The following is a 21,204-nucleotide window of genomic DNA, read 5'->3' as shown; positions in this document are numbered from 1 at the left end:
GCTCGCTTCGCTTGTGTTCGTCCTTGCGCATCTTCTCGGGAAAAAGTCGAGAATCTACGCAAGTCCGCGAAGAGTTAACAGAGGTGCCACCCTGGCTGTTGCGCGTAAACGTCAGCCCGCGCGGCAGCCGGATTTATGCAACAACGCCGAAAATCACCCCAGACAAACCATCAAATCCAATAAATCTCCCATTTACTGGATTTTCTTGGTTGGGTTGCCGCCGGAACACTCTTGGTTCATTGACTGCTGCGATATCCAAAGAGACCGATCCAGACGCTCGGCCACCACAATGTGGGATCTCACAAGATGGCTGTTTCCCCATGCAACGCCTTCGCGTTATTACGCCTAAACTCAAACAGCATCTCGATCCAATCATCCAATAATAATTCCCAACCTCGAAAGATCGTCATCCACTCATCATGCTTCTCCTTCGGCCAGTCCGCTCCCTCAGAAAAAACTAGATCAAAGTAATCGCATCCAGCTTTTTTCACCCGAATCATCGCATTCAATTATTTCCCCTCCGCACGCCAGCGGGAATGGCACTATACAAGGGCCGTCATGAATCTCCCTCATCGTCTCCCGCTCCTTTGCACGGACAGAGATCTTACCCAGCGAAAAAGCAAAAACCACCAGAACCACAATGCCTAGAATATACTTCCCGGTCTTCATATCATTACCCCACTACCCCAAACCTATGCGGTTGTTCGCAACTATTTTCGTCGTCGGCTGTTCGTAACTCACGCAGTGACGTGAGCCTTTTTCAAGTCAATTCGGATCGTCTTCTTGCCATCGCTCTTGCGGCCACGGAATCCACCAAGACGAGCAATCGGGCGCAGCACTTCCTTCAGCCTTGACTTGGCCGGCCGCTTGACACTGATCAACAGGTAGGCGCCGTATCGTTAAAGCCCGACGCTATCGATGCGGCGCCGCGCTTTCTCGAAACCCTGGCTGGCATTGGATTCGGCCCGTTTCATCTGACCGGCATAGGCGATGCGTTCGACCACGTAATGCAGCGCCTGTGTGGCCAGCATTCCAGTGGGACCATCAACTGGATCCACCTTTTTGTCTTCGCGAATAATCTACACTTCAAATATCGCGAATGAATAGACTACTCAATGCACGCCTGCGGGTACATAGTAATAGACCGAATTTGACGTGAGGATCTCTAACGGCGTTGTTGCCTGGATCCGAGTGCCGCGCAGCGAGAAGCTGACCCACCGTCCATTCGTATCGCTGGAAGGCATCCGCCCCGGCACTGCGGCGGGCAGCAGCATGAGCTGCTCGAAATGCAGCAGGCCGCGCGCGGAATGACGAAAGCGGCAGTGGCCGCCATCCGGCACCTGTGGCAGTTGGCACCGGCGCAAGTACGTGAGCACTGCCTGGTCGAGGAAGACGGCAGCTTTGCGCTGGCAGCGGTGATGCTGACGGCTACACGCGGCTAAGCCTGGCTGCGCCTCATGGCATGGCCGGCTCGGCCGGCAGCGGCAGGCTGCGCACCATCTGCCAGACCGCCGCTGCCGAAGGCGACAGGGAGCGGTCTTCCCGGCAGACCATGACGATGCGGCGCTCCTCGCGCGGCGTCAGCGGCCGCCAGACCAGCGGCGAGGCGGCGGGCAGCGGCAGCGAGAACGAGGGCAGTACCGAGGCGCCGATGCCGGCCTCGACCATGCCGAACACGCTGGCCGAATGCCCAAGCTCCTGCACCACATTGGGCGACACGCCATGACTGGCGAAGATGCGGTCGATCAGCGGCCGGCTGCCGGAGGCGAAATCGAGCAGGACCAGCGCCATGCCATCGAGTGCCGACCACGGCACTGATTCGGACTCCGCCAGCGGGTGATCGCGCCGGCATACAAAACAGAACGGATCGGTGGCCAACGGCGCGATGGTCAGTCCTTCGGGCGCTTGCGGATCGATCAGCACGCCGAAGTCCACCGCCCCCGCCCGGATCTGCTCCAGACCGTCGGCCTGCACGTTATCGCGCACGGTCAGGCGGATGTCCGGGTACTGGCGCGCGCACGCCGACACATACAGCGGCATCAGGCGCGCCGAAATCGTGGGTGCGCTGGCAATCACAACGCGGCCGCGATAGCGCTCGCCGAGTTGCCGTGTTTCTTCCAGCGTGTCGTCCAGCTGGCCAAGCAGGCGCTCGATCGCCGGCGCCAGCGCCTGCCCCGCACCGGTCACCAGCACTTCCCGCGTGGTGCGGTCAAGCAAGCGCACGCCAAGTGCTTCCTCAAGCTCAGCCACGCCGCGGCTGACAGCGGGCTGGGTCAGGCCGACAGCATCCGCAGCGCGGCTGAAGCTGCCATGCCCGACCACGGCAAGAAAGACGCGCAACTGGCGCAGGGTGTAATTCATGCGTGTATCAGATGAATGGATGAGATAAATGAATTTGCATTCTAGGCTTCGCTAGCGTCCAATACTAGGCGAAACCCTAATCCAACCTTGCTTTCATGTCAGCCATCCTGTCACCCTTCAAGAAAATCTATGACCTGATCGACGGCTTCGTGTTGATCATGCTCGCCGCCATCGGCATCGCGCTGCTGGCACCGGGAATCGGGGCGGGCGACGGCCCGCTGCACCTTGGCATGGTCACCAGCCTGGGCGTGGCCCTGGTCTTCTTCCTGCATGGCGCGGCGCTGTCGCGCGACAAGCTGGTGGCCGGCGCGCGCCACTGGCGCCTGCATGCCTTCGTGCAGGGCTTCACCTATATTGTCTTCCCGGTGGTCGGGCTGGCGCTGATGTTCGGCCTGCGCAACGCGCTGCCCGCCGAACTGCTGCTGGGGGTGTTCTACCTGTGCGCGCTGCCGTCGACCGTGTCCTCCTCGGTGGCAATGACCTCGATGGCGCGCGGCAACGTGCCGGGCGCCATCTTCAACGCCACCATTTCCGGCCTGATCGGCATGGCCGTCACGCCGTTGCTGATGGGCCTGGTGATCAGCGCCAGCGGTGCCTCGATGCCGCTGGGCAAGGCCCTGACCGGCGTCGCGCTGCAACTGCTGCTGCCGTTCGCGCTGGGCCAGCTGGCCCGCCCGCTGATCGGCAGCTGGCTGGCCAGGAAGAAGCAGGTCACCAGCAAGATCGACCGCGGCGTGATCGTGCTGATCGTCTATTCCTCGTTCTGCGACGCCACCGCCGCCGGCCTGTGGCACAAATACAGCTGGGAAACCATCGGCGCCGTGATGGTGCTGGCAGCCGTGCTGCTGCTGGTGATCCTGGCCAACACCACCTTCACCGCGCGCCGCCTCGGCTTCTCGGTGGAAGACGAAATCACCGCGGTGTTCTGCGGCTCCAAGAAGAGCCTGGCCAACGGCATCCCGATGGCCAAGATCCTGTTTGCCGGCCACCCGGCGCTGGGCCTGCTGGTGCTGCCGCTGATGGTCTATCACCAGTTGCAGCTGATCGTCTGCTCGGTGATCGCCTCGCGCTATGCCAGCCGCGACGCGCTGCCAAGGGGTGCTGCCGCGCGCGCCTGAGTCTTGAGGCACAGACTGGCAAACGGCCGGCAATCGAGTTGCCGGCCGTTTTGTTTTCTGGTTTGTCGGACGTGAGTGGGCGTCGGGCGCCTGCCGGTTTGCTCCCCTCTCCCCTGAGGGGAGAAGGAGTAAGCACCGTCGTCATGGCAGATGGTTTTTAGCGCATCTACACCGATGGATTCTTCGACAGCGGCGGATTGCGCGCGAAGTAATTGCGGATGCCGCGCAGGATGGCATTGGCCAACTGCTCCTGGTGTCCGTCGTCGTTGAGCTTGCGCTCCTCTTCGGGATTGCTGATGAACGCCGTCTCGACCAGGATCGAGGGAATATCCGGCGCCTTCAGCACGGCAAAGCCCGCCTGCTCCACGCTGCCCTTGTGCAGCCGGTTGATGCCGCCGATCTCCGCCAGCACGGCCTTGCCCACCTGCAGGCTGTCATTGATCTGCGCGGTGGTGGACAGGTCCAGCAGCACGCGCGCCACCTGCGCATCCTTGTTGCCCATATTGGCGCCGCCGATCAGGTCGGAGGCGTTCTCCTTGTTGGCCATCCAGCGCGCCGCGCTGCTCGATGCGCCGCGCTCGGACAAGGCGAATACCGAGGCGCCCTTGGCTTCCGGCGACAGGAAGGCATCGGCATGGATCGACACGAACAGGTCGGCCTGCACGCGGCGTGCCTTTTGCACGCGTACGTTGAGCGGGACGAAGAAGTCCGCGTCGCGCGTCATCATGGCGCGCATATTCGGCTGCCCATCGATCTTGGCGCGCAGCCGTTGGGCGATCTGCAGCACCACGTCTTTCTCCCGCGAGCCGGACGCGCCGATGGCGCCGGGATCCTCGCCGCCATGGCCGGGATCGATCGCTACCGTCAGCAGCCGGCGCATCTTGAAGGGGCGTTCCGCCGGCGGGTTATTGGCCGGCAGCGAAGCAGGCGGATTGGCCTGCGCCAAGGGCGGTGCCGATGGCGCGGTCGAGGGGCCCGGCGGCCTGGGCTTGACCGCGGCCATCGGCGGCAAGGCCGGCACCGGGTTGGGGCCCTTGTCCTCGAACTTGCGCACCAGCGCGCCGATGGCATCCTCCTCGCCCGTGGCAGGCGCGCCGGACACGCCGTCGGCTCCGGCCGGCGGCTGCGAGGCGGCAAAGCGGCGCTGCTTGTCCTCGGTGTCGCGCACCAGCTTCCACAGCGGGTCGGGCGGATTGACCGGATAAAGATCGAACACCAGCCGGTTGCGGTAGTCGCCGATCGGCGCCAGCGTGAACACCTGGGGCGAGACGTCTTCCTTCAGGTCGAACACCAGCCGCACCACGCGCGGGCGGTTTTGTCCCACGCGCACGGTCTGGATATAGGGATCGTTGGAAGTGATCTTGGCCACCAGCTCGCGCAGGGTCGGCGAGAGATCGAGGCCGTCGATGTCCACCACCAGCCGGTCCGGGCCGTGAACCATCTGGTGGACGGCGGCCAGCGGCGCATCGGATTCGATGGTGACGCGGGTGTATTCCTCGGCGGGCCAGACCCGCACCGCGACAATGCCGGCGCCGAAGGCGATCTGCGGTCCGGCCAGTGTCAGCACCACGGTGCCTGCACTGGCTTTGAGGCACTGCGCCAGCCATTTACGGCGGGCCAGCAGGATGTCGTCGGGGCGGTCGGTGGCGAGTCGCTTGATCAGCATGCGCAAAGCAGGATAAGTCCAGTCTGAGTATAGGCACGAAGCGTGACGATACGGCGTTCGGCTGCATCGTCGGCGTCGTCGGCGTCGCTTGTGTCCGATTGGAGCAACAGGAGAAGGTCCGGTTCCCCAAGCAGGCGGCCGGCTTTCTCCGGCCACTCCACCAGGTTGACGGCCGGTTCGGCAAAACAATCCCGAAAACCGACGTCGGCCCATTCCTCCGGATCGGCGAAACGGTACAGGTCGAAGTGATAGGCGGTCAGCGGCGAGCCATCCGCGCGCGTGACCGAATAGGGCTCGCACAGCGTGTAGGTGGGGCTGCGCACCTTGCCCGCGTGGCCAAGCGCGCGCAGGATGGCGCGCGACAGCGTGGTCTTGCCGGCGCCGAGGTCGCCCGAAAGCTGCAGGTGCACGGTCTGGGGCGGCAGCTTGCGCACGGCCTCGGCCAGCGCCGCGCCCAGCCGGGCGGTGGCCGCTTCGTCAGCCAGGTTCAGTGTGCGTTCTTGGAGCAGGGGCATTGCGTACAATTGGGGAATGATCGACCGAGCAGCCCAGGTGCCAACCGCCTCGCCCCCTCCTGCCAGCGGCTCCGCCCCCCCGGGCGAGCCTGGCCTTGAGCCCTCCCTTGCACGTCCGGGCACGGACGCCGCCGGGCTGGCGGCATTGGTGCGCTCGATCCGGGCCTGGGGCGCGGAGCTCGGCTTCGACGCGGTCAGCATCGCCGAAGTGGATCTCAGCCGGGCTGAAGCAGGATTGATGGCGTGGCTGGCGCAGGGCTACCACGGCGACATGGATTATATGGCGAACCACGGCTTGCGGCGCGCCCGGCCGGCCGAACTCGTGCCCGGCACGGTGCGCGCCATCGTGGCGCGCATGCCTTACCTGCCGGCCGAGGGCCCCGACGACTGGCGTGCCCACGAACTCGCGCGGCTCGACGATCCCGCCACCGCCGTGATCTCGCTCTATGCCCGGGGCCGCGATTATCACAAGGTCCTGCGCAACCGCCTGCAGCAGCTCGCCAGCCGCATCGAGGCCGCCATCGGCCCGTTCGGCTACCGCGTGTTCACCGATTCGGCACCGGTGATGGAGGTGGCACTGGCCGCCCAGGGTGGCCTGGGCTGGCGCGGCAAGCATACGCTGCTGCTCGACCGCGAAGGCGGCTCGATGTTCTTCCTCGGCGAGATCCTGGTCGATGTGCCCTTCCCCGCCGACGCGCCCGAACCGGACCACTGCGGCAGTTGCCGCCGCTGCATCGATATCTGCCCGACCCAGGCCATCCTGGAGCCTTACCGCATCGACGCGCGCCGCTGCATCTCCTACCTGACCATCGAGCACAAGGGCGCCATCCCCGCGGAACTGCGCGCGCCGATGGGCAACCGCGTGTACGGCTGCGACGATTGCCAGCTGGCCTGCCCCTGGAACAAGTTCGCCCACCGCGCCACGCTGCCCGACTTCGACGTGCGCAACGGCTTCGACGCGCCCGACATGGCCGAGCTGTTCGGCTGGACCGAGACGGAATTCAACCAGCGGCTCGAAGGCAGCCCGATCCGGCGCATCGGCCATGAGCGCTGGCTGCGCAACCTGGCGGTGGGGCTGGGCAACAGCCTGCGCGCCGCTTGCGCCAGCGGCGACGCGGCGCTGGCCGCGCGCATCCGCGCCGCGCTCAGCGCGCGCCAGCCGGATGCCAGCCCGCTGGTGCGCGAGCATATCGACTGGGCGCTGGCGCAAGCGCCCAGCGCCCAGCGCCGAAGCGCACGCTAACTGACCAAAGACAGCCAGAACGGCGTGGTGACGATGGCCACCACGGTCATGACGGAAATCGTCGCGGCCACCATCGGCCCGTTGCCGCCCATGCGCACGGCCAGGATGTAGGCGCTCGACGCGGTCGGCAACGAGGCGAACAGCACCACGATCTGCGACTGCAGCTCGGTCAGCGGCAACAGCCGCCCGACCGCCCAGGCAAAGCACGGCATGGCCAGCAGCTTGACCCCGCTCCACCACGCCACCGGCCCCAGCGCGCCCGTGGCGCCGCTCATCTGCAGGCCGGCGCCCACCGTCATCAGGCCCAGCGCGGTCGAGGCGGAGCCAAGCCGGTTCAGCGTCATCGCCACCACTTCGGGCGGGTGCAGCCCGATCAGGTTGGTCAGCAGGCCGCCGGCGGTGGCCAGGATCAGCGGGTTGCGCGCCAGTTCGCGCCACAAGCGGGATTCGCCGTGGCGGGCCAGCGCCCAGACGGCGGCAACATTGCACAGCGGCACCGTGCAGCCTACGATCACCGCCATCATGGCGAGACCCTCGCCGCCGCCCAGCCGCGACGCCAGCGCCAGCCCGATATAGGAATTGAAGCGGAATGCGGTCTGCAGTCCGGAAGCGAAATCCAGCGGCTCAGGCCGCAGCACCCATTTGACGGCGTAGCCGCCCACCATGCCGAAGGCAGTGGTCATCAGCGCCAGGCCGAGCATGGCCGAGGTGGACGAGAAATCAAATTTGGCGCTGTTGGTGGACTGCAGCAACAGCGCGGGGAACAGCACGAAGTAGACCAGGCGCTCGACGCCAGACCAGAAGGCACGGTCGAAGGGGGTGTAGCGCACCAGCAGCCAGCCAATCAGGATCAGGCTGAAATCCGGCACCAGCAGGAGAGCAGAAGACATCGTCTCGTTTTTATTGTGATGGCCGCCGCGTGGCGGCAGGTGCAACCAAGTGCAGACTAGGGCAGATACCGATTGGTATTGTTTCAGAAATCGATAAATATGGCACGTCCCGTCGTACCGTCTACCCTCCATGTTTTCCCGTCGTACCCCGTTTTCCCGCCGCACCCCGTTTGCACGCATCCCGCTGCGCCGCCGCGTCAGCCAGCTGGCGCTCACCCTCTGCATGGGCGCGGTCCTGGCCATGCAGCCAGGGCATGTGCGCGCCAACGTCGTCGAAGGGATCCGCTTCGACGACGCGATCCGGGTCGGCGGCAAGGATCTGCAGCTTAACGGCACCGGCCTGCGCTCGACGTTCATCCTGAAGGGCTACGTGGCCGCGCTGTACCTGCAGGAAAAGGCGCGCAATGCCACCGTGGTGCTGGGCGACCCCGGTCCCAAGCGCCTGCAGATCCGGCCGCTGCGCGAGATTCCGGCCGATACCTTTATCAAGGCGCTGAACGAAGGGCTGCGCGAAAACCACAGCGAGCTCCAGCTGCGGCAGCTGTCCGACCGCATGCTCCAGCTCAGGCAGACCATTGACCAGATCGGCACGGCGCACAAAGGCGACGTGATCGATATCGACTTCTCGCCCGATGGCGGCACGGTGATGGCCATCAACGGCACGCCGCGCGGCAGGCCGGTCCCGGGCGAGGATTTCTACCAGGCGGTGCTGCGCATTTTCCTTGGCGACCATCCGGTCGACCGGGCACTCAAGCGCGGCCTCCTGGGCACTTGACCCCAGGGGCTGCCAACCGGCCCGCCCGCCAGCATTCACGCCGCCGGCCTCGCCGCTGCGCCACCGCGGATACCTGACCGGCGTTCTTTACCCAGGGCGGGATATCCCTGCCCGGTCATTTGACAGGAGATACGACGCATGCAATCTGGCAAAATCGCACTGGCCCTGGGCCTGGCAGCCGCCGCCACACTGGCGCAGGCACAAAGTTTCCCGAGCAAGCCGATCCGGCTGATCATCCCGTTCGCGCCCGGCGGCACCACCGACATCGTGGGCCGCGGCGCGGCCGACCAGATGAGCCGCATCCTGGGCCAGCCCGTGGTGGTGGAAAACCGTGCCGGCGGCGGCGGCTCGATCGGTGCCGACGCCATCGCCAAAGCCGCGCCCGACGGCTACACCATCGGCATCTCCACCGTCTCCACCATGGCGGTCAACCCGGCTTGCAATCCCAGGCTGTCGTACGACCCGATCAAGGACTTCAGGCCCATCACCAACCTGGCCAACGTGGCCAACGTGATCGCGGTCAACCCGAACTTCCCGGCCAAGGACTACAAGGAATTCCTGGCCGTGCTGAAGGCCAACCCGGGCAAGTATTCGTTCGCCACGTCCGGCACTTGCGCCTTCGGCCATATGCTGGGCGAGCAGTTCAAGGTCTCGACCAAGACCTTCATGGTCCATATCCCGTACCGTGGCGCAGGCCCGGCGCTGAACGACGTGCTGGCAGGCCAGGTGCCGATCATGGTCGACAACCTGCCCTCCTCGATGCCTTACATCAAGGCCGGCAAGCTGCGCCCGATCGTGGTGGCATGGAACAAGCGCATCGACTCGCTGCCGGACGTGCCGACCTTCGGCGAAATGGGCCTGAAGGAGCCGAACGACCCGGCCTGGTACGGCCTGGTGGCGCCGGCCGGCACGCCCGACGACGTCATCAAGAAGCTCAACGAGGCCGCCGTCAAGGCCCTGCAGGACAAGGACTTCCAGCAGCGCCTGCGCACCGCCGGCGCCGAACCCTCGGGCAATACGCCGGCGCAGCATGCGGCGGAGATCAAGAAGGAGTTCGCGAAGATGAAGACCCTGGTGCAGGTGCAGAACATCAAGCTGGAGCAGTGATTTTCGCTGGCTGACAAGGCTGCGATGCAGCCGGTTTGCGCCCCTTTCCCACTTGTGGGTGCGAGAGGGGCGCGCGCCAACGAAGATTCTTTGCGCGGATTCTTTGCGCGGACTCTTTGGCTGCCCGACGAGCAGCGGGCCTCAGGCGGCGATCGCCGCCGGTTGCAGCAGCGCCTGAACCTCCGCCACCGCAGGCGAATACGCCCCCGCCCGCGTGGCTGCCACTGCCGCGGTAGCCGCCGCCCAGCGCGCCTGCCGTGCCAGCGTCGCCTCGGGCTCCAGCAGCAACCCCGCCATCCAGCCTCCCATGGCAGCATCGCCGCAGCCCACCGAATCGACCACCTCGACGGCAAACACCGGCTGCTCGCAAGCCTCGTCCCCGCGCAGCAGCGTCATGCCGTGCGCGCCGCGCGTCAGCAGCACGCTCGCGCGCGGGGCCAGCGCCCTGAGCGCGGCAAGCGCGGCGTGCGCGTCCAGCGCCGGGTACAGGCCACGCAAGTCTTCGTCCGATACCTTGATGTAATCCGCCAGCCCGGCAATATGCGCGAAGACCGGCTGGTATTCCGGTGCGCGCATGGGCGTGCGGAAGTTGGGGTCGAAGGCGATGCGCTTGCCCGCTGCCGCGGCTTGCGTGGCTTCCTCGCACAGGCGCGCGGCCAGCGGCTGGCGCGCCAGGCTCAGTGAGCCGAAATGCACCGTACGCGCGGCCTGGCGCCAGCCCTGCGGCAAGCGCGCGGGATCGAAGTAGAGATCGGCGCTATCGTCACCGACGAAGAAGTACTGCGGCGGGTGCTGCACGCCGACAAAGGCCAGCAGCGGCGAGCGTTCCACCCGCTGCAGGAAACGCAGGTCCAGCCCGGCGTCCTCGCTGGCCCGGGCAAGCTGGTCGCCCAGCGTGTCGCAACTGATCGCTCCGGCAAAGGCGGTGGGAATACCCAGCCGCGCGCCCACGCGGGCTACGTTCCAGCACGAGCCGCCGGGCAGGCCGAGCCAGTCCTGTCCACCCTGGTGAACCATGTCGGTCAATGCCTCGCCGAAGACGACGTAAGCGGGCCATGGTGTCGTTGTCATTGCATCCCCTGCTGTGTTGGATAGCCGCTGCGCGCCGCGTGTCAGCCTTGCCACGCCGACGCCGCGGCCAGCGCGCGCCGGATCAGGCCTGCGGTGGAAGCATCGTGCGGCCGCGACGGCCCGCCATCCAGCTCGCTGGCAATCGGCGCGGCCAGTTGCTTGCCCAGCTCCACACCCCACTGGTCGAAGGAGTTGATATTCCATAGCACACCCTGCACGAAGGTGCGATGCTCGGAGAGCGCAATCAGCGCACCCAGGTGATAGGGATCGAGCCGCTGCAGCAGCAGCGTATTGCTGGGCCGGTTGCCTTCGAACACCATATGCGGCACCAGCGCCTCGTCCTGCACGCCCAGCGCCCTGACCTCCTCGGCGGTGCGGCCGCGCAGCAGCGCCTCGCCCTGGGCAAAGCAGTTGGCGAGCAGCTTGCCGTGGTGGCCGGGCATCGGATGCACCGGTTCGAGCGCGGCGATGAAATCCACCGGCATCCAGTGCGAGCCCTGGTGCACCATCTGGAAATAGGCATGCTGGCCGTTGGTGCCGGTCGTCCCCCACACCACCGGCGCGGTGCCTTGCGCGGCAGCGGCGCCGTCGAGCTGCACGGACTTGCCGTTGCTCTCCATTTCAAGCTGCTGCAGGAAGGCGGGCAGCAATTCGAGCGGCTCGCAATATGGCGCCACGCAGCGGCTGCCGGTGCCGAGAAAACTGCGATACCAGACGTCCAGCAGACCGAGGATCATCGGCATGTTCTGCGGCGCGTCGGCTTCGGCAAAATGCCGGTCCATGGCGCGGGCGCCGTCGAGCAGCTGGCGAAAACGCGCAAAGCCGATCGACAGCACAATCGACAGGCCAACCGCCGACCACAGCGAGAAGCGCCCGCCCACCCAGTCCCAGAACGGGAACATATTGACCGGATCGATGCCGAACGCGGCCACTGCCTCCCGGTTGGTGGAAACCGCGACGAAATGGCTGGCCAGTTGCGCCTGCGGCACGCCGTGGCGCAGGAACCAGGCGCGCGCGGTCTGCGCGTTGGCCATGGTCTCGAGCGTAGTGAAGGTCTTGGAGCAAACCACCACCAGCGTGCTGGCGGCATCCAGCCGCGCGAGCACGGCGGCGAGATCGCTGCCGTCCACGTTGGCGACGAAATGCATGCGCGGCGCTTCGCTATCCAGGTGCGCCAGCGCGCGGCAGACCATGCGCGGCCCCAGGTCCGAGCCGCCGATGCCGATATTGACCACGTCGGTGATCGCGCGGCCGTTCCAGCCGCGCCAGGAGCCGCCGCGCACGGCGTCGGCGAAGCGTTCCATCTGCGCCAGCACCGCGGCCACATCGCCGCCCACCGCCACGCCCTGCGCATGGAAGCCATCCTCCGGCCACGCGCGCAACGCCATATGCAGCGCGGCGCGGCGCTCGGTGGTGTTGACCGCTTCGCCGCGAAACATCGCATCGCGGCGCGCGGCCACGCCGGCCTCGCGGGCGAGTCCGAACAACAGCGCCATGGTGGTGTCGGTGACGCGGTTCTTGGCATAGTCCAGCGTCAGGCCGGCCGCTTCGGCCACGAAGCCGGCACCGCGCGCTTCGCCCTGCTGGCCGTCGAACCAGTCGCGCAGGTGAGCAGCGCGGATGACTTGCGCATGCGCTTGCAGCCGTTGCCAGGCGGGTAGATGGTGGGACACTTGGGACATAGCGGACATCGGGACAACTCCTGTACTTGCCGGCGCACAGGCAATCGCCAGTGCGCCGGCATGCTTCAAACGTACTTCACAGCTCTATTCACAGCGCTATTCACAGCGCTTTTCACAGCTCTTCGTGCCAGACCGCGCCATCGCGCGACGGCAGCGCGCTCGAGGCGGCGGGCCCCCAGGTGCCCGCGGTGTAGAGCTTGGGCGCGAGATTGCTCTGTGCCCATGCCTGCTGGATGGGCGCGACCCAGCGCCAGGCCTGCGCCTGCTCGTCGCGCCGCACGAACAGGCCGAGCCGGCCACGGATCACGTCGAGCAGCAGCCGCTCGTAAGCGCCTGTCTTGCGTTCGTGGCGGCCGCCCTGCCCGCGCGGCAGCATGCGTTGCAGATCCAGCGTGGCGGGCTGGAGCGACTGGGTATCGCCGGGATGCTTGACCAGAAAATGCAGGCGGATGCTTTCCTCCGGCTGCAGCGTGATCACCAGCCGGTTGCCGGGCTCGTGGTCGAGCGGACGCGGGAACAGGGAGTACGGCACATCGCGGAACTGGATCACGATCTCGGCCACACGCGACTGCATGCGCTTGCCGGTGCGCAGGTAGAACGGCACCCCGGCCCAGCGCCAGTTGGCGATCTCGGCCTTGATGGCGACGAAGGTCTCGGTCTGGCTGTCGGGCGAGACGGCGGCTTCGTTCACATACCCCGGCACCGCGTCTCCGCTGGCCGCGCCGCGGCAGTACTGTCCGCGCACCACTTTCTCGGCCACTTCGTTCAGCGCGATCGGCTTGAGCGCCTTGAGGATCTTCAGCTTCTCGTCGCGGATCGCGTCCTCGGACAGGCTGGAGGGCGGCTCCATCGCCACCATGCACAGCAGTTGCAACAGGTGGTTCTGCACCATGTCACGCAGCGCGCCGATGCCGTCGTAGAAGGCGCCGCGCTTTTCCACGCCGATTTCCTCGGCAATGGTGATCTGCACATCGCGCACCCATTCGCGCCGCCACAGCGGTTCGAACAGCACGTTGCCAAAGCGCATCGCCATCAGGTTCTGCACCGATTCCTTGCCGAGGTAGTGGTCGATGCGGTAGATCTGGTCTTCGGCAAAATGGCGCGCCACCGCGGAGTTGATCGCATCGGACGAGGCCAGGTCATGGCCGAGCGGCTTCTCCAGCACGATGCGCACACCGGCGTGATTGAGCCCGGTGCGGGCCAACTGGTCGCAGATCGGCACGAACAGGTGCGGCCCGGTGGCGAGATAGAACACCACCACCGGCGCGGCGCGCGCGCGCACCAGTTCGGCCAGGGAATCGAAACCCTCCGGCACCTTGGCGTCCACCTGCAGGTAGGAAATGCGCTCGGCAAAGGCCCGCCAGGTTTCGGCATCCGCGGCCGCCGGCAACGCGGGACGCACCTTGGCCTCCAGCATGGCCAGGTAGGCCTCCTGGCCGAGCGGCTGGCTGCCCAGCGCGAGAATGCGCCCGCGCGGGTGCAGCGAGCCCACGCAGTGCGCGTCGAACAGCGCCGGCAGCAGTTTGCGCGTGGCCAGATCCCCGGTGCCGCCGAACAGCACGAAGTCGAATTCGGGCACGGCGCCTACAGTATTGCTTTGCATCATGTCACCAGTCGGTTGGTCTTTCGGTTCATCGGTTTATCGGTTCGAAACGGGATGAGGCAATCCGCTGCCGCGCTAGCGCGGCGCAGCCCATCCCTTGTAGTCCTTCACATTGGCGCGCGTCACCAGCGTGGAAGGCAGCAGCACCGTGCGGGATGCGGGCGGCTTGCCGTTCATCAGCCCTACGCCGATCTCCACCGCGGTGCGCGCGATCGCCCAGGGGTCCTGGCTGGCCGAGGCCTGCACCAGGGTATTTGCCTTGAGCGCGGCCTCGATATCGGGCGCGCCATCTACCGAGGCGATCAGAATGCCGCGCCGGTTCAGCTGGCGCGCGGCCAGGTCGGCGCCAACCGCCTGCGGATCGTTGATGGTGAAGACCGCATCGACCTTGGGGAAACGGGTCAGGTAAAGCTGCATGACATTGAGCCCGCCCTCGCGCGAGCCCTTGGCATCCTGGTCGTCGGACAGGACATGGATGCCGGGGTGCAGGTCCAGCACGCTCTTGCAGCCCTTCACGCGATCCAGCACGGCGGACACCGGCGGGCCGTTCTGGATGATCAGGTTGCCGCGCCCGCCCAGCCGTTCGGCAAGAAAGGCGCAGGCGAGTTCGCCGGCCTGGGTGTTGTCGGTCTGCACCGTGGCGTCGGCACCCGCCGCGGCCACGTCCACCGCCACCACTACGATGCCGGCCTTGCGGGCCTTCCTCACGGCGGGCTCGATGGCGCGCGCATCGGCCGCGTTGATCAGGATGAGGTCCACCTTCGACACGATGAAACTGTCGATATGCGAGAACTGCTTGTTGAGGTCGTAGTCGGCGGACAGCACGGTGACCTTGGCGTCCGGGTTGATCTTCCTGGCCGCCGCCTCGGCGCCGTGTGCCAGCGCGACGAAGTACGGGTTGCCCAGCGAGCCGAGCGTGACGCCGACTTTCTTCAGCGGCCTTTGCACCGCGGCGCTCGCCGATGCCGGGGCCGGCGCGGTCTGTGCCGCTGCGCCGCTGCACAGTACGCTCGTTGCCGCCAGCGCGAGTGCCGCCAGGTAATGCTTGGACATGTCTTGCCTCCAGTTGCCGTGTGTTCAGCGCAAGCGCCTCAGGTGCGCGCCGAGCCCTTGCGGCGATAGCGGTCGAGCGCCACCGCGCCGATGATCACCAGGCCCTTGATGATGTACTGCCAGATATCGGACACGCCCAGCAGCACCAGGCCGTTGGACAGCACCGCGATGATCAGTGCCCCCACCAGCGTGCCGGCGATCGAGCCGGTGCCGCCGACAAAGCTGGTGCCGCCCAGAATGACCGCCGCGATCGCATCGAGTTCATACGACTGGCCCAGTTGCAGCCCGTTGGCGGCGTACAGCCGCGAGGCGGACATCACGCCGCCGAGGCCGGACAGCAAACCCGAGACAGCATAGACAAACAGCAGCACGACCCACACCTTGATGCCGGACAGCCGCGCCGCTTCCGCATTGCCGCCCACCGCATAGATCTGCAGGCCCAGCACGGTACGGCGCAGCACGAACCACGACACCGCCACCACGGCAAAGGCGATGATCACCAGCCAGGGCACGCCCAGCACCTGCGCGTTGCCGATAAAGGCAAAGCCGATATCCGGGTTGTAGATCGTGCTGTCGTTGCCTACCAGCCGCGCCAGCCCGCGCACGGCGGTCAGCGTGCCGAGCGTAACAATGAACGGCGGCAGTTTCATGAAAGCGACCAGGGCGCCGTTGACGATGCCGAACAGCAAGCCGCACAGCAGCGCGGCCGGCACGCTCAGCATGCCGAGTTGCGGCACCAGCGACATCAGCATCGCCACCACCGCCGAGATCGACAGGATCGAGCCGACCGACAGGTCGATGCCACCGGTCAGGATCACGAAGGTCATGCCCGCGGCCAGCACCACATTGATCGAGGCTTGCTGCGCGATGATCGACAGGTTTTGCCAGCCGGCGAAGTTCTCGGTGAGCACCGAGAAGCCGATGCACAACAGCACCAGGATGGGCAGCATGCCGAGCGCGCGCAGGCGCTCCTGCGTGGTGATGCGGCCGAGGCCCGGCGTCGGCGCGGCCGGACCGGAGGAAGGAACGGGACGGGTAATGGATTCGTGCATGGTTGTCTCCTGCGCCGGCTGTTGCGGGGATCTGCGGGGATCTGCGGGGCGGCGTCGATATCTCGTGTTCGCTGGCGGGGCCGGGCCCCGCGCGCTATCTCAATGCAGCAGGCTGTGCGCCTCCCCGGATGCTTCCGGCGGCGGCATGCCAACCCATGCGGGCGCCGGCTGCGCCGCGCCCGTGGCAAGCGCGATGATGCGTTCCTGGGTTTCGGCGGCGCTGCTGGCGGGGCGCACCTCGCCGGCCAGCGCGCCCTCGCGCATCACCAGTACACGGTCGCACAGTCCCACCACTTCCGGCAGCTCGCTGGAGATCATCAGGATCGCCACGCCGCTCTCGGCCAGGGCGTTGATCAGCCGGTAGATTTCCGACTTGGCGCCGATATCGACGCCACGGGTGGGCTCATCGAGGATCAGCACGCGCGGCTGGATTTCCAGCAGGCGCGACAGCATCACCTTCTGCTGGTTGCCCCCCGACAGCGCCCCCACGTTGACCTGCGCATGCGCCACGCGGATGCCGAGCGTATCGATGGCCTCCGAGGTCCGCCGGCGCGCGGCGGGCCGGTTCAGGCGCCCGAGCCCCAGCGCATCGCGCGCGGCCACGATGAGATTGATGTTCTCGTTCACGCTCTGGTCGAGGAACAGGCCCTGCAGCTTGCGGTCCTCGGTCAGGTAGGCGATGCCGGCATCGATAGCCTGGCGCGGGCCGCCGGCCGGCAGCGTGGCCAGTCCGGCCGGGCCGGCAATGCGAACCTCGCCGCGCGTGCGCGCATCGGCGCCGAACACCAGGCGCGCCAATTCGGTGCGGCCCGCGCCGACCAGGCCCGCCAGCCCCAGCACCTCGCCGGCGCGCAGATCGAAGCTGCAGCCCTTGACGCGCCGCCCGTCGGCCACATCGCGCACCGACAGCATCACCTCGCCCTGGCGCGACAGGCCATGCGTCTTGGTGTAGAAGCCCGACAAGTCGCGCCCCACCATCATCTTGACCAGCGCCGCCTGCGACAGGTGCTCGCGCTCCAGCGTGCCGACGAAGCAGCCGTCGCGCAGCACCGTCACACGGTCGGCCAGTTCGTCGATCTCGGCCATGCGGTGGCTGATATAGAGAATCGCCATGCCTTCGCCGCGCAACTGGCGGATCAGCGCGAACAGGCGATCCGTCTCGTGCGTGGACAGCGGCGTGGTGGGTTCGTCCATCACCAGGATGCGCGCCTCGAAGTGCACGGCTCGCGCGATCTCCACCAGCTGGCGCTGCGCGATCGACAGGCTGGCGACGCAGGTGACGGGCGAGAAGTCCGCACCCAGCCGGGCCAGCGTGGGCTCGCAGGCGCGCGCCATTTCGCCGCGCGCCACCAGCCCGCGCCGCTGCAGCGCGCGGCCAAGGTAGATGTTCTCCGCCACGCTCAGGTTGGGCGCCAGGCTCAGCTCCTGGTAGATCACCGCGACGCCGAGGTCGCGCGCCGATTGCGGCCCGTCGATCTCCACCCGTTGCCCGTCGATATGGCATTCGCCGCCGGGATCCGCGGTGTAGGCGCCGGACAGGATCTTCATCAGAGTCGACTTGCCGGCGCCGTTTTCTCCCATCAGGGCATGGACCTCGCCGGCATAGGCGGTCAGTTCCACCTTGCGCAGCGCGCGCACGCCAGGGAAGGTCTTGCAGATATTGCGCAGCACCAGCAAGGGCGGCCTGGCGGGGAATTCAGGCAGATCAGACGATGGCATGGTTGGCCTCCGGAATCATGGCGGATGCGCCCCTGAGCATTTCGGCCCGCGGCGAGAAATTCATGAACATCGGCAGCGAAGCAGCGCCGACCGCGCCAGCGTTGGCGCCGAAGCAGCCGCGCACCACGCGCGGGGGGCGCCGCGCTTCGGGCGCACCCTCGTCCAGCTCGGCTTGCAGGCGTGCGATCAGCGCCGCCACCAGGCCGGCGTCGATATCGGCGTCGAGGATGATCAGCGGCACGTCGAGCACCGCCAGGGCGGATTGCATGGCGGGCGCGAGCGCATCGATACAGTCTTCCAGCCACTGCGCCACCGCCGGATGCCCGGCGCGCACCTGCGCTTCCAGGTCGGCGTGGCCGTCGATGGCCACGCCGTGATGGCGCAGGTGGCGCGTCAGCGCATTGAGCGAGGCGCGCGCCAGCAGGATGTCGCGCCGCTTGCCGGTGCGCGGCGCCGAGGCCAGCGTGCTCGGCTGCACCGGCATCATGCCGATATCACCGGCATTGCCCGACACGCCGCGCACGCAGTCGCCATTGAGCGCCACGCCGCCGCCGATGGCCGGGCCGAGGAAGACATAGAGGAAACTCTGCGCGTGGTGGCGGCCGTAGAACAGTTCGGCCACGGCGGCGGCTGTGCCGTCGTTCTCGCCGAACACCGGCATGTCGGTGGCGTCCGCCAGTTCCGTGGCGAAGTCCACCGCATCCCAGGCGCGGAAGGTGGCTTGCGAGGCCTCGTCCTGCAGATCCAGTTCGCGCAGCCAGGCACCAAGGTTGTAAGGCTGGGCCACGCCGATGCCGAGCAGGCGCTTGCGCTCGGCCGGCGTCAGCTGCGCGCGCAGCGCGGCCACGTCGTCGCGCACGATCGCCAGCGCCTGCTCCGGGTGCGGCAGGATCATCCGGTGGGCACGGGTGGCGAGGATCTCGCCGCCAAAGTCCACCATCACGCACTCGATGCTGGCGCGGTCCAGCCGCACGCCGATGCCGAACGCCCCCTTGGGCTGCAGGCGGATCAGGCTGGCCGGCTGGCCGCGCTGCCCGTCCTGGCGGCGGCCCGCCACTTCGATCAGGCCATCGTCGGTCAGCGTCTGCACGATGCTGCCCACCGCCGTGTTGGTGAGCTGGGCCATGCGGGCGAGATCGGCCTTGGACGCCTCGCCGGCCCGGCGCAGCGCCAGCAGCAGCGCACGCTCGTTGTACAGCCGCAGGCTGGCGGAATTCACCCCGCGGCCGGCCTTGGCACTGTTCATATCGTCTCCGGTGTTGTTCTGAGCGCCGCCTGGATCACAGTATCGGTTCGCTGCGGCATTAATTAATTCAGTTTGAATTAAATAATAAAGAGGAGCAGAACTCAAGGAAGGGGAAACCCGAGGCAAGCGGTTGCATTGCGCCGCCAAAGCGCCTTGCGCACCACCGGACATCCCACCTGCCCCGGCATGCTTTAGAATCCAGTCTCGCGCTTTTCGCCCCCTGCCATGGACTCCATCTTCGACGCCATCCTTCCCGCGCCTTTTGGCAAGATCGGCGTGCGTACCGACGGCGAATGCGTCCGCGAGATCGTCTACCTGCCCGAGAGCATGCAGTGCATCGAGCCTGCCAATGCGGTCGCGCAACGGCTGGCGCGGCAGCTCGAGGCCTATTACGCCGATCCGGATGCGCCCTTCGATATCCCGCTGGCATCGGTCGGCAGCGACTTCCAGCGGCGGGTATGGCAAGCCATCGCGAGCGTGCCGCGCGGCCAGGTCACCACCTATGGCGCCGTGGCCCGGCAGCTCGCCAGCGCGCCGCGGGCGGTCGGGCAGGCCTGCGGGGCCAATTACTTCCCGGTGGTGATTCCCTGCCATCGCGTTGTTGGCGCCAGCGGTATCGGTGGCTTTGCCAACCACCAGGGCGACGGCTTCTTCCTTGACATCAAACGCTGGTTGCTGATCCATGAAGGGGTGCTGCTGGCATGAACGAACTCGCCCCCGTTGAAGACGACGCCGAAGCCCCGGACAGCCTGGCGCTGCTTGCCGACCTGGACCTGGTCCATCGTTTCTGCGATGCGCTGTGGCTGGAAGACGGGCTGGCGCGCAACACCATGGATGCCTACCGGCGCGACCTGACGCTGCTGTCGCGCTGGCTGCATGCCACCGCTACGGCCACGCTGCTGGGGGTGGACGACGCCGCCCTGAATGGTTACTTCGCATCGCGCCACCCCGAGACGCGCGCATCGTCGGCCAACCGGCGGCTCGCCGTGTTCAGGCGCTTCTTTCAATGGGCGCTGCGCGAACACATGATCACCGCCGACCCCTGCCTGCTGCTGCGCCCGGCCAAGCAGCCCCCGCGCTTTCCCAAGACGCTGACCGAGGCCCAGGTCGAAGCCCTGCTCGAAGCACCGGACACTGCCACGCCGCTCGGACTGCGCGACCGCACCATGCTGGAGTTGATGTATGCCAGCGGGTTGCGGGTGTCCGAACTCACGCAGATGAAGACCATCGAAGTCGGTCTCAACGAAGGCGTGGCGCGCGTAGTGGGCGGCAAGGGCAACAAGGAACGGCTGGTGCCCTTCGGCAGCGAGGCCGGCGACTGGCTGCGCCGCTACCTCGCCGAAGGCCGCCCCGCGCTGCTGGGCGGGCGCGCCTGCGACGCGCTGTTCGTCACCCAGCGCGGCGAGGGCATGACGCGCCAGGCCTTCTGGCACCTGGTCAAGCGCCACGCGCGCGAAGCGCAGATCTACGCGCCGCTGTCCCCGCATACCCTGCGGCATGCCTTTGCCACCCACCTGCTCAACCACGGCGCCGACCTGCGCGTGGTGCAGTTGCTGCTGGGGCATGCCGATATTTCCACCACGCAGATCTATACGCACGTGGCGCGCGAGCGCTTGCGGGAACTGCATCAGCATCACCACCCGCGCGGCTAGAAGACTGCGCGGTCATTGCGATCCGTCATCGTCAACTACCCCGGCCTAAAGGCCGGAGCTTGTAGAGGCAACTGAACAGGCTCGGGTTGACCAGGCAAAGCGGTACCCAACCCGCTACGTTGCGACCAGGTGCAAGACCAACGTTGGAATGCTTCCTCAGCTCCAACCTCTTGAAGCCCCGGTTGCAGACAAGCGACAGGGTAAGCACGAAACGGATCGGGGCAGATCGCCGGTTCGCAACATTGCCGAGGGGAGACCTCCCGCAAGGGAGGCGTCACCAGGCCCGTAAGGGCAACTTTTTGGGAGAGATTGCCTTGGCAGTCTTTGTGTTGGACAAGCGCGGCAAGCCGCTCATGCCGTGCAGTGAGAAGCGCGCCAGGCTGTTGCTGGCGTGCGGCCGCGCGCGCGTGCACCGCGTGATGCCCTTCGCCATCCGCCTGGTGGATCGGCG

22 protein-coding genes are annotated in these 21,204 nt (G+C 66.8%); 9 read left to right on the top strand and 13 right to left on the bottom strand.

The window, feature by feature from the left end; all coding sequences use genetic code 11:
- The coding region (locus AC1DQ3_RS34660; protein WP_477124617.1) for a hypothetical protein at positions 1–383 on the top strand (383 nt) is incomplete at its 5' end.
- Between the two features lie 516 nt (positions 384–899).
- On the opposite strand, the gene AC1DQ3_RS34655 is transcribed toward AC1DQ3_RS34660, so the two are convergent.
- Complete coding sequence (locus AC1DQ3_RS34655) at positions 900–1,058, bottom strand: hypothetical protein (RefSeq protein ID WP_477124616.1); 159 nt, start codon at positions 1,056–1,058, stop codon at positions 900–902.
- A 54-nt stretch (positions 1,059–1,112) separates the two neighbouring features.
- Positions 1,113–1,274 (bottom strand): hypothetical protein, encoded by a 162-nt coding sequence (locus AC1DQ3_RS34650; RefSeq protein ID WP_477124615.1) that lies wholly within the window; start codon positions 1,272–1,274, stop codon positions 1,113–1,115.
- Positions 1,275–1,307: 33 nt separating this feature from the next.
- Between AC1DQ3_RS34650 and AC1DQ3_RS34645 the strand changes: the two genes are divergently transcribed.
- A complete protein-coding gene (locus AC1DQ3_RS34645) occupies positions 1,308–1,442 on the top strand; it encodes a hypothetical protein (RefSeq protein ID WP_477124614.1) in 135 nt (44 codons plus the stop codon).
- 13 nt (positions 1,443–1,455) lie between these two features.
- Here AC1DQ3_RS34645 and AC1DQ3_RS34640 read toward each other — a convergent pair whose 3' ends face one another.
- Entirely contained in the window at positions 1,456–2,361 is a 906-nt protein-coding gene (locus AC1DQ3_RS34640) for a LysR family transcriptional regulator (protein ID WP_477124613.1), read from the bottom strand.
- Between the two features lie 95 nt (positions 2,362–2,456).
- Between AC1DQ3_RS34640 and AC1DQ3_RS34635 the strand changes: the two genes are divergently transcribed.
- Positions 2,457–3,479 carry a bile acid:sodium symporter family protein gene (locus AC1DQ3_RS34635; RefSeq protein WP_477124612.1) on the top strand — a complete coding sequence of 341 codons (1,023 nt, stop codon included), beginning with the start codon at positions 2,457–2,459 and terminating at the stop codon, positions 3,477–3,479.
- A 166-nt stretch (positions 3,480–3,645) separates the two neighbouring features.
- Here the strand turns inward: AC1DQ3_RS34635 and AC1DQ3_RS34630 are convergent, their stop codons facing one another.
- Positions 3,646–5,145, bottom strand: coding sequence for an N-acetylmuramoyl-L-alanine amidase (locus AC1DQ3_RS34630; protein ID WP_477124611.1), 1,500 nt, complete (start codon positions 5,143–5,145; stop codon positions 3,646–3,648).
- On the bottom strand, positions 5,139–5,660 hold the full coding sequence (gene tsaE / locus AC1DQ3_RS34625) for a tRNA (adenosine(37)-N6)-threonylcarbamoyltransferase complex ATPase subunit type 1 TsaE (RefSeq protein ID WP_477124610.1): 522 nt from the start codon (positions 5,658–5,660) through the stop codon (positions 5,139–5,141). Before tsaE ends, AC1DQ3_RS34630 begins: the two co-directional genes overlap by 7 nt.
- Before the next feature lie 16 nt (positions 5,661–5,676).
- Here tsaE and queG point away from each other — a divergent pair, with 16 nt between their 5' ends.
- Positions 5,677–6,903, top strand: coding sequence for a tRNA epoxyqueuosine(34) reductase QueG (queG, locus tag AC1DQ3_RS34620; RefSeq protein WP_477124609.1), 1,227 nt, complete (start codon positions 5,677–5,679; stop codon positions 6,901–6,903).
- Here the strand turns inward: queG and AC1DQ3_RS34615 are convergent.
- Positions 6,900–7,793, bottom strand: coding sequence for an AEC family transporter (locus AC1DQ3_RS34615; RefSeq protein ID WP_477124608.1), 894 nt, complete (start codon positions 7,791–7,793; stop codon positions 6,900–6,902). The two genes, queG and AC1DQ3_RS34615, sit on opposite strands and share 4 nt — an antisense overlap.
- Positions 7,794–7,923: 130 nt before the next feature.
- Here AC1DQ3_RS34615 and AC1DQ3_RS34610 point away from each other — a divergent pair, with 130 nt between their 5' ends.
- Positions 7,924–8,568: a chalcone isomerase family protein gene (locus tag AC1DQ3_RS34610; RefSeq protein ID WP_477124607.1), complete on the top strand. Its 645-nt coding sequence runs from the start codon at positions 7,924–7,926 to the stop codon at positions 8,566–8,568.
- Positions 8,569–8,706: 138 nt separating this feature from the next.
- Positions 8,707–9,675, top strand: coding sequence for a tripartite tricarboxylate transporter substrate binding protein BugE (locus tag AC1DQ3_RS34605; protein ID WP_477124606.1), 969 nt, complete (start codon positions 8,707–8,709; stop codon positions 9,673–9,675).
- A 141-nt stretch (positions 9,676–9,816) separates the two neighbouring features.
- On the opposite strand, the gene AC1DQ3_RS34600 is transcribed toward AC1DQ3_RS34605, so the two are convergent.
- The 7 genes from AC1DQ3_RS34600 to AC1DQ3_RS34570 all read right to left on the bottom strand — a co-directional run bounded on the left by AC1DQ3_RS34600 (position 9,817) and on the right by AC1DQ3_RS34570 (position 19,101).
- Positions 9,817–10,746, bottom strand: coding sequence for a carbohydrate kinase family protein (locus AC1DQ3_RS34600; protein WP_477124605.1), 930 nt, complete (start codon positions 10,744–10,746; stop codon positions 9,817–9,819).
- Positions 10,747–10,787: 41 nt separating this feature from the next.
- A complete protein-coding gene (gene pgi, locus AC1DQ3_RS34595; RefSeq protein WP_477124604.1) occupies positions 10,788–12,437 on the bottom strand; it encodes a glucose-6-phosphate isomerase in 1,650 nt (549 codons plus the stop codon).
- Positions 12,438–12,540: 103 nt separating this feature from the next.
- Positions 12,541–14,034: a glucose-6-phosphate dehydrogenase gene (zwf, locus tag AC1DQ3_RS34590; RefSeq protein ID WP_477124603.1), complete on the bottom strand. Its 1,494-nt coding sequence runs from the start codon at positions 14,032–14,034 to the stop codon at positions 12,541–12,543.
- 72 nt (positions 14,035–14,106) lie between these two features.
- Positions 14,107–15,084, bottom strand: coding sequence for an ABC transporter substrate-binding protein (locus tag AC1DQ3_RS34585; protein ID WP_477124602.1), 978 nt, complete (start codon positions 15,082–15,084; stop codon positions 14,107–14,109).
- 38 nt (positions 15,085–15,122) lie between these two features.
- Positions 15,123–16,136 (bottom strand): ABC transporter permease subunit, encoded by a 1,014-nt coding sequence (locus AC1DQ3_RS34580; RefSeq protein ID WP_477124601.1) that lies wholly within the window; start codon positions 16,134–16,136, stop codon positions 15,123–15,125.
- Positions 16,137–16,235: 99 nt separating this feature from the next.
- Positions 16,236–17,855, bottom strand: coding sequence for a sugar ABC transporter ATP-binding protein (locus AC1DQ3_RS34575; RefSeq protein WP_477124600.1), 1,620 nt, complete (start codon positions 17,853–17,855; stop codon positions 16,236–16,238).
- Positions 17,842–19,101, bottom strand: coding sequence for an ROK family protein (locus tag AC1DQ3_RS34570; RefSeq protein WP_477124599.1), 1,260 nt, complete (start codon positions 19,099–19,101; stop codon positions 17,842–17,844). Before AC1DQ3_RS34570 ends, AC1DQ3_RS34575 begins: the two co-directional genes overlap by 14 nt.
- Positions 19,102–19,335: 234 nt before the next feature.
- On the opposite strand from AC1DQ3_RS34570, the gene AC1DQ3_RS34565 reads away from it, so the two are divergent.
- The 3 genes from AC1DQ3_RS34565 to AC1DQ3_RS34555 all read left to right on the top strand — a co-directional run.
- Positions 19,336–19,806: a methylated-DNA--[protein]-cysteine S-methyltransferase gene (locus AC1DQ3_RS34565; RefSeq protein WP_477124619.1), complete on the top strand. Its 471-nt coding sequence runs from the start codon at positions 19,336–19,338 to the stop codon at positions 19,804–19,806.
- Entirely contained in the window at positions 19,803–20,753 is a 951-nt protein-coding gene (gene xerD, locus AC1DQ3_RS34560) for a site-specific tyrosine recombinase XerD (RefSeq protein ID WP_477124598.1), read from the top strand. Before AC1DQ3_RS34565 ends, xerD begins: the two co-directional genes overlap by 4 nt.
- 314 nt (positions 20,754–21,067) lie before the next feature.
- The coding region (locus AC1DQ3_RS34555; protein WP_477124618.1) for an RRXRR domain-containing protein at positions 21,068–21,204 on the top strand (137 nt) is incomplete at its 3' end.

This window comes from Cupriavidus sp. 01T418 (assembly GCF_056398885.1).
The sequence above is the reverse complement of the archived record's forward strand: the minus strand, read 5'-3'. Positions and strand labels throughout refer to the sequence as shown.

Coding starts and splice junctions, on each gene's coding strand:
- AC1DQ3_RS34650 (WP_477124615.1), bottom strand. CDS start 1,274: ATGCTGCTGCCCGCCGCAGTGCCGGGGCGGATGCCTTCCAGCGATACG.
- AC1DQ3_RS34645 (WP_477124614.1), top strand. CDS start 1,308: ATGACGAAAGCGGCAGTGGCCGCCATCCGGCACCTGTGGCAGTTGGCA.
- AC1DQ3_RS34640 (WP_477124613.1), bottom strand. CDS start 2,361: ATGAATTACACCCTGCGCCAGTTGCGCGTCTTTCTTGCCGTGGTCGGG.
- AC1DQ3_RS34635 (WP_477124612.1), top strand. CDS start 2,457: ATGTCAGCCATCCTGTCACCCTTCAAGAAAATCTATGACCTGATCGAC.
- AC1DQ3_RS34630 (WP_477124611.1), bottom strand. CDS start 5,145: ATGCTGATCAAGCGACTCGCCACCGACCGCCCCGACGACATCCTGCTG.
- tsaE (WP_477124610.1), bottom strand. CDS start 5,660: ATGCCCCTGCTCCAAGAACGCACACTGAACCTGGCTGACGAAGCGGCC.
- queG (WP_477124609.1), top strand. CDS start 5,677: ATGATCGACCGAGCAGCCCAGGTGCCAACCGCCTCGCCCCCTCCTGCC.
- AC1DQ3_RS34615 (WP_477124608.1), bottom strand. CDS start 7,793: ATGTCTTCTGCTCTCCTGCTGGTGCCGGATTTCAGCCTGATCCTGATT.
- AC1DQ3_RS34610 (WP_477124607.1), top strand. CDS start 7,924: ATGTTTTCCCGTCGTACCCCGTTTTCCCGCCGCACCCCGTTTGCACGC.
- AC1DQ3_RS34605 (WP_477124606.1), top strand. CDS start 8,707: ATGCAATCTGGCAAAATCGCACTGGCCCTGGGCCTGGCAGCCGCCGCC.
- AC1DQ3_RS34600 (WP_477124605.1), bottom strand. CDS start 10,746: ATGACAACGACACCATGGCCCGCTTACGTCGTCTTCGGCGAGGCATTG.
- pgi (WP_477124604.1), bottom strand. CDS start 12,437: ATGTCCGCTATGTCCCAAGTGTCCCACCATCTACCCGCCTGGCAACGG.
- zwf (WP_477124603.1), bottom strand. CDS start 14,034: ATGATGCAAAGCAATACTGTAGGCGCCGTGCCCGAATTCGACTTCGTG.
- AC1DQ3_RS34585 (WP_477124602.1), bottom strand. CDS start 15,084: ATGTCCAAGCATTACCTGGCGGCACTCGCGCTGGCGGCAACGAGCGTA.
- AC1DQ3_RS34580 (WP_477124601.1), bottom strand. CDS start 16,136: ATGCACGAATCCATTACCCGTCCCGTTCCTTCCTCCGGTCCGGCCGCG.
- AC1DQ3_RS34575 (WP_477124600.1), bottom strand. CDS start 17,855: ATGCCATCGTCTGATCTGCCTGAATTCCCCGCCAGGCCGCCCTTGCTG.
- AC1DQ3_RS34570 (WP_477124599.1), bottom strand. CDS start 19,101: ATGAACAGTGCCAAGGCCGGCCGCGGGGTGAATTCCGCCAGCCTGCGG.
- xerD (WP_477124598.1), top strand. CDS start 19,803: ATGAACGAACTCGCCCCCGTTGAAGACGACGCCGAAGCCCCGGACAGC.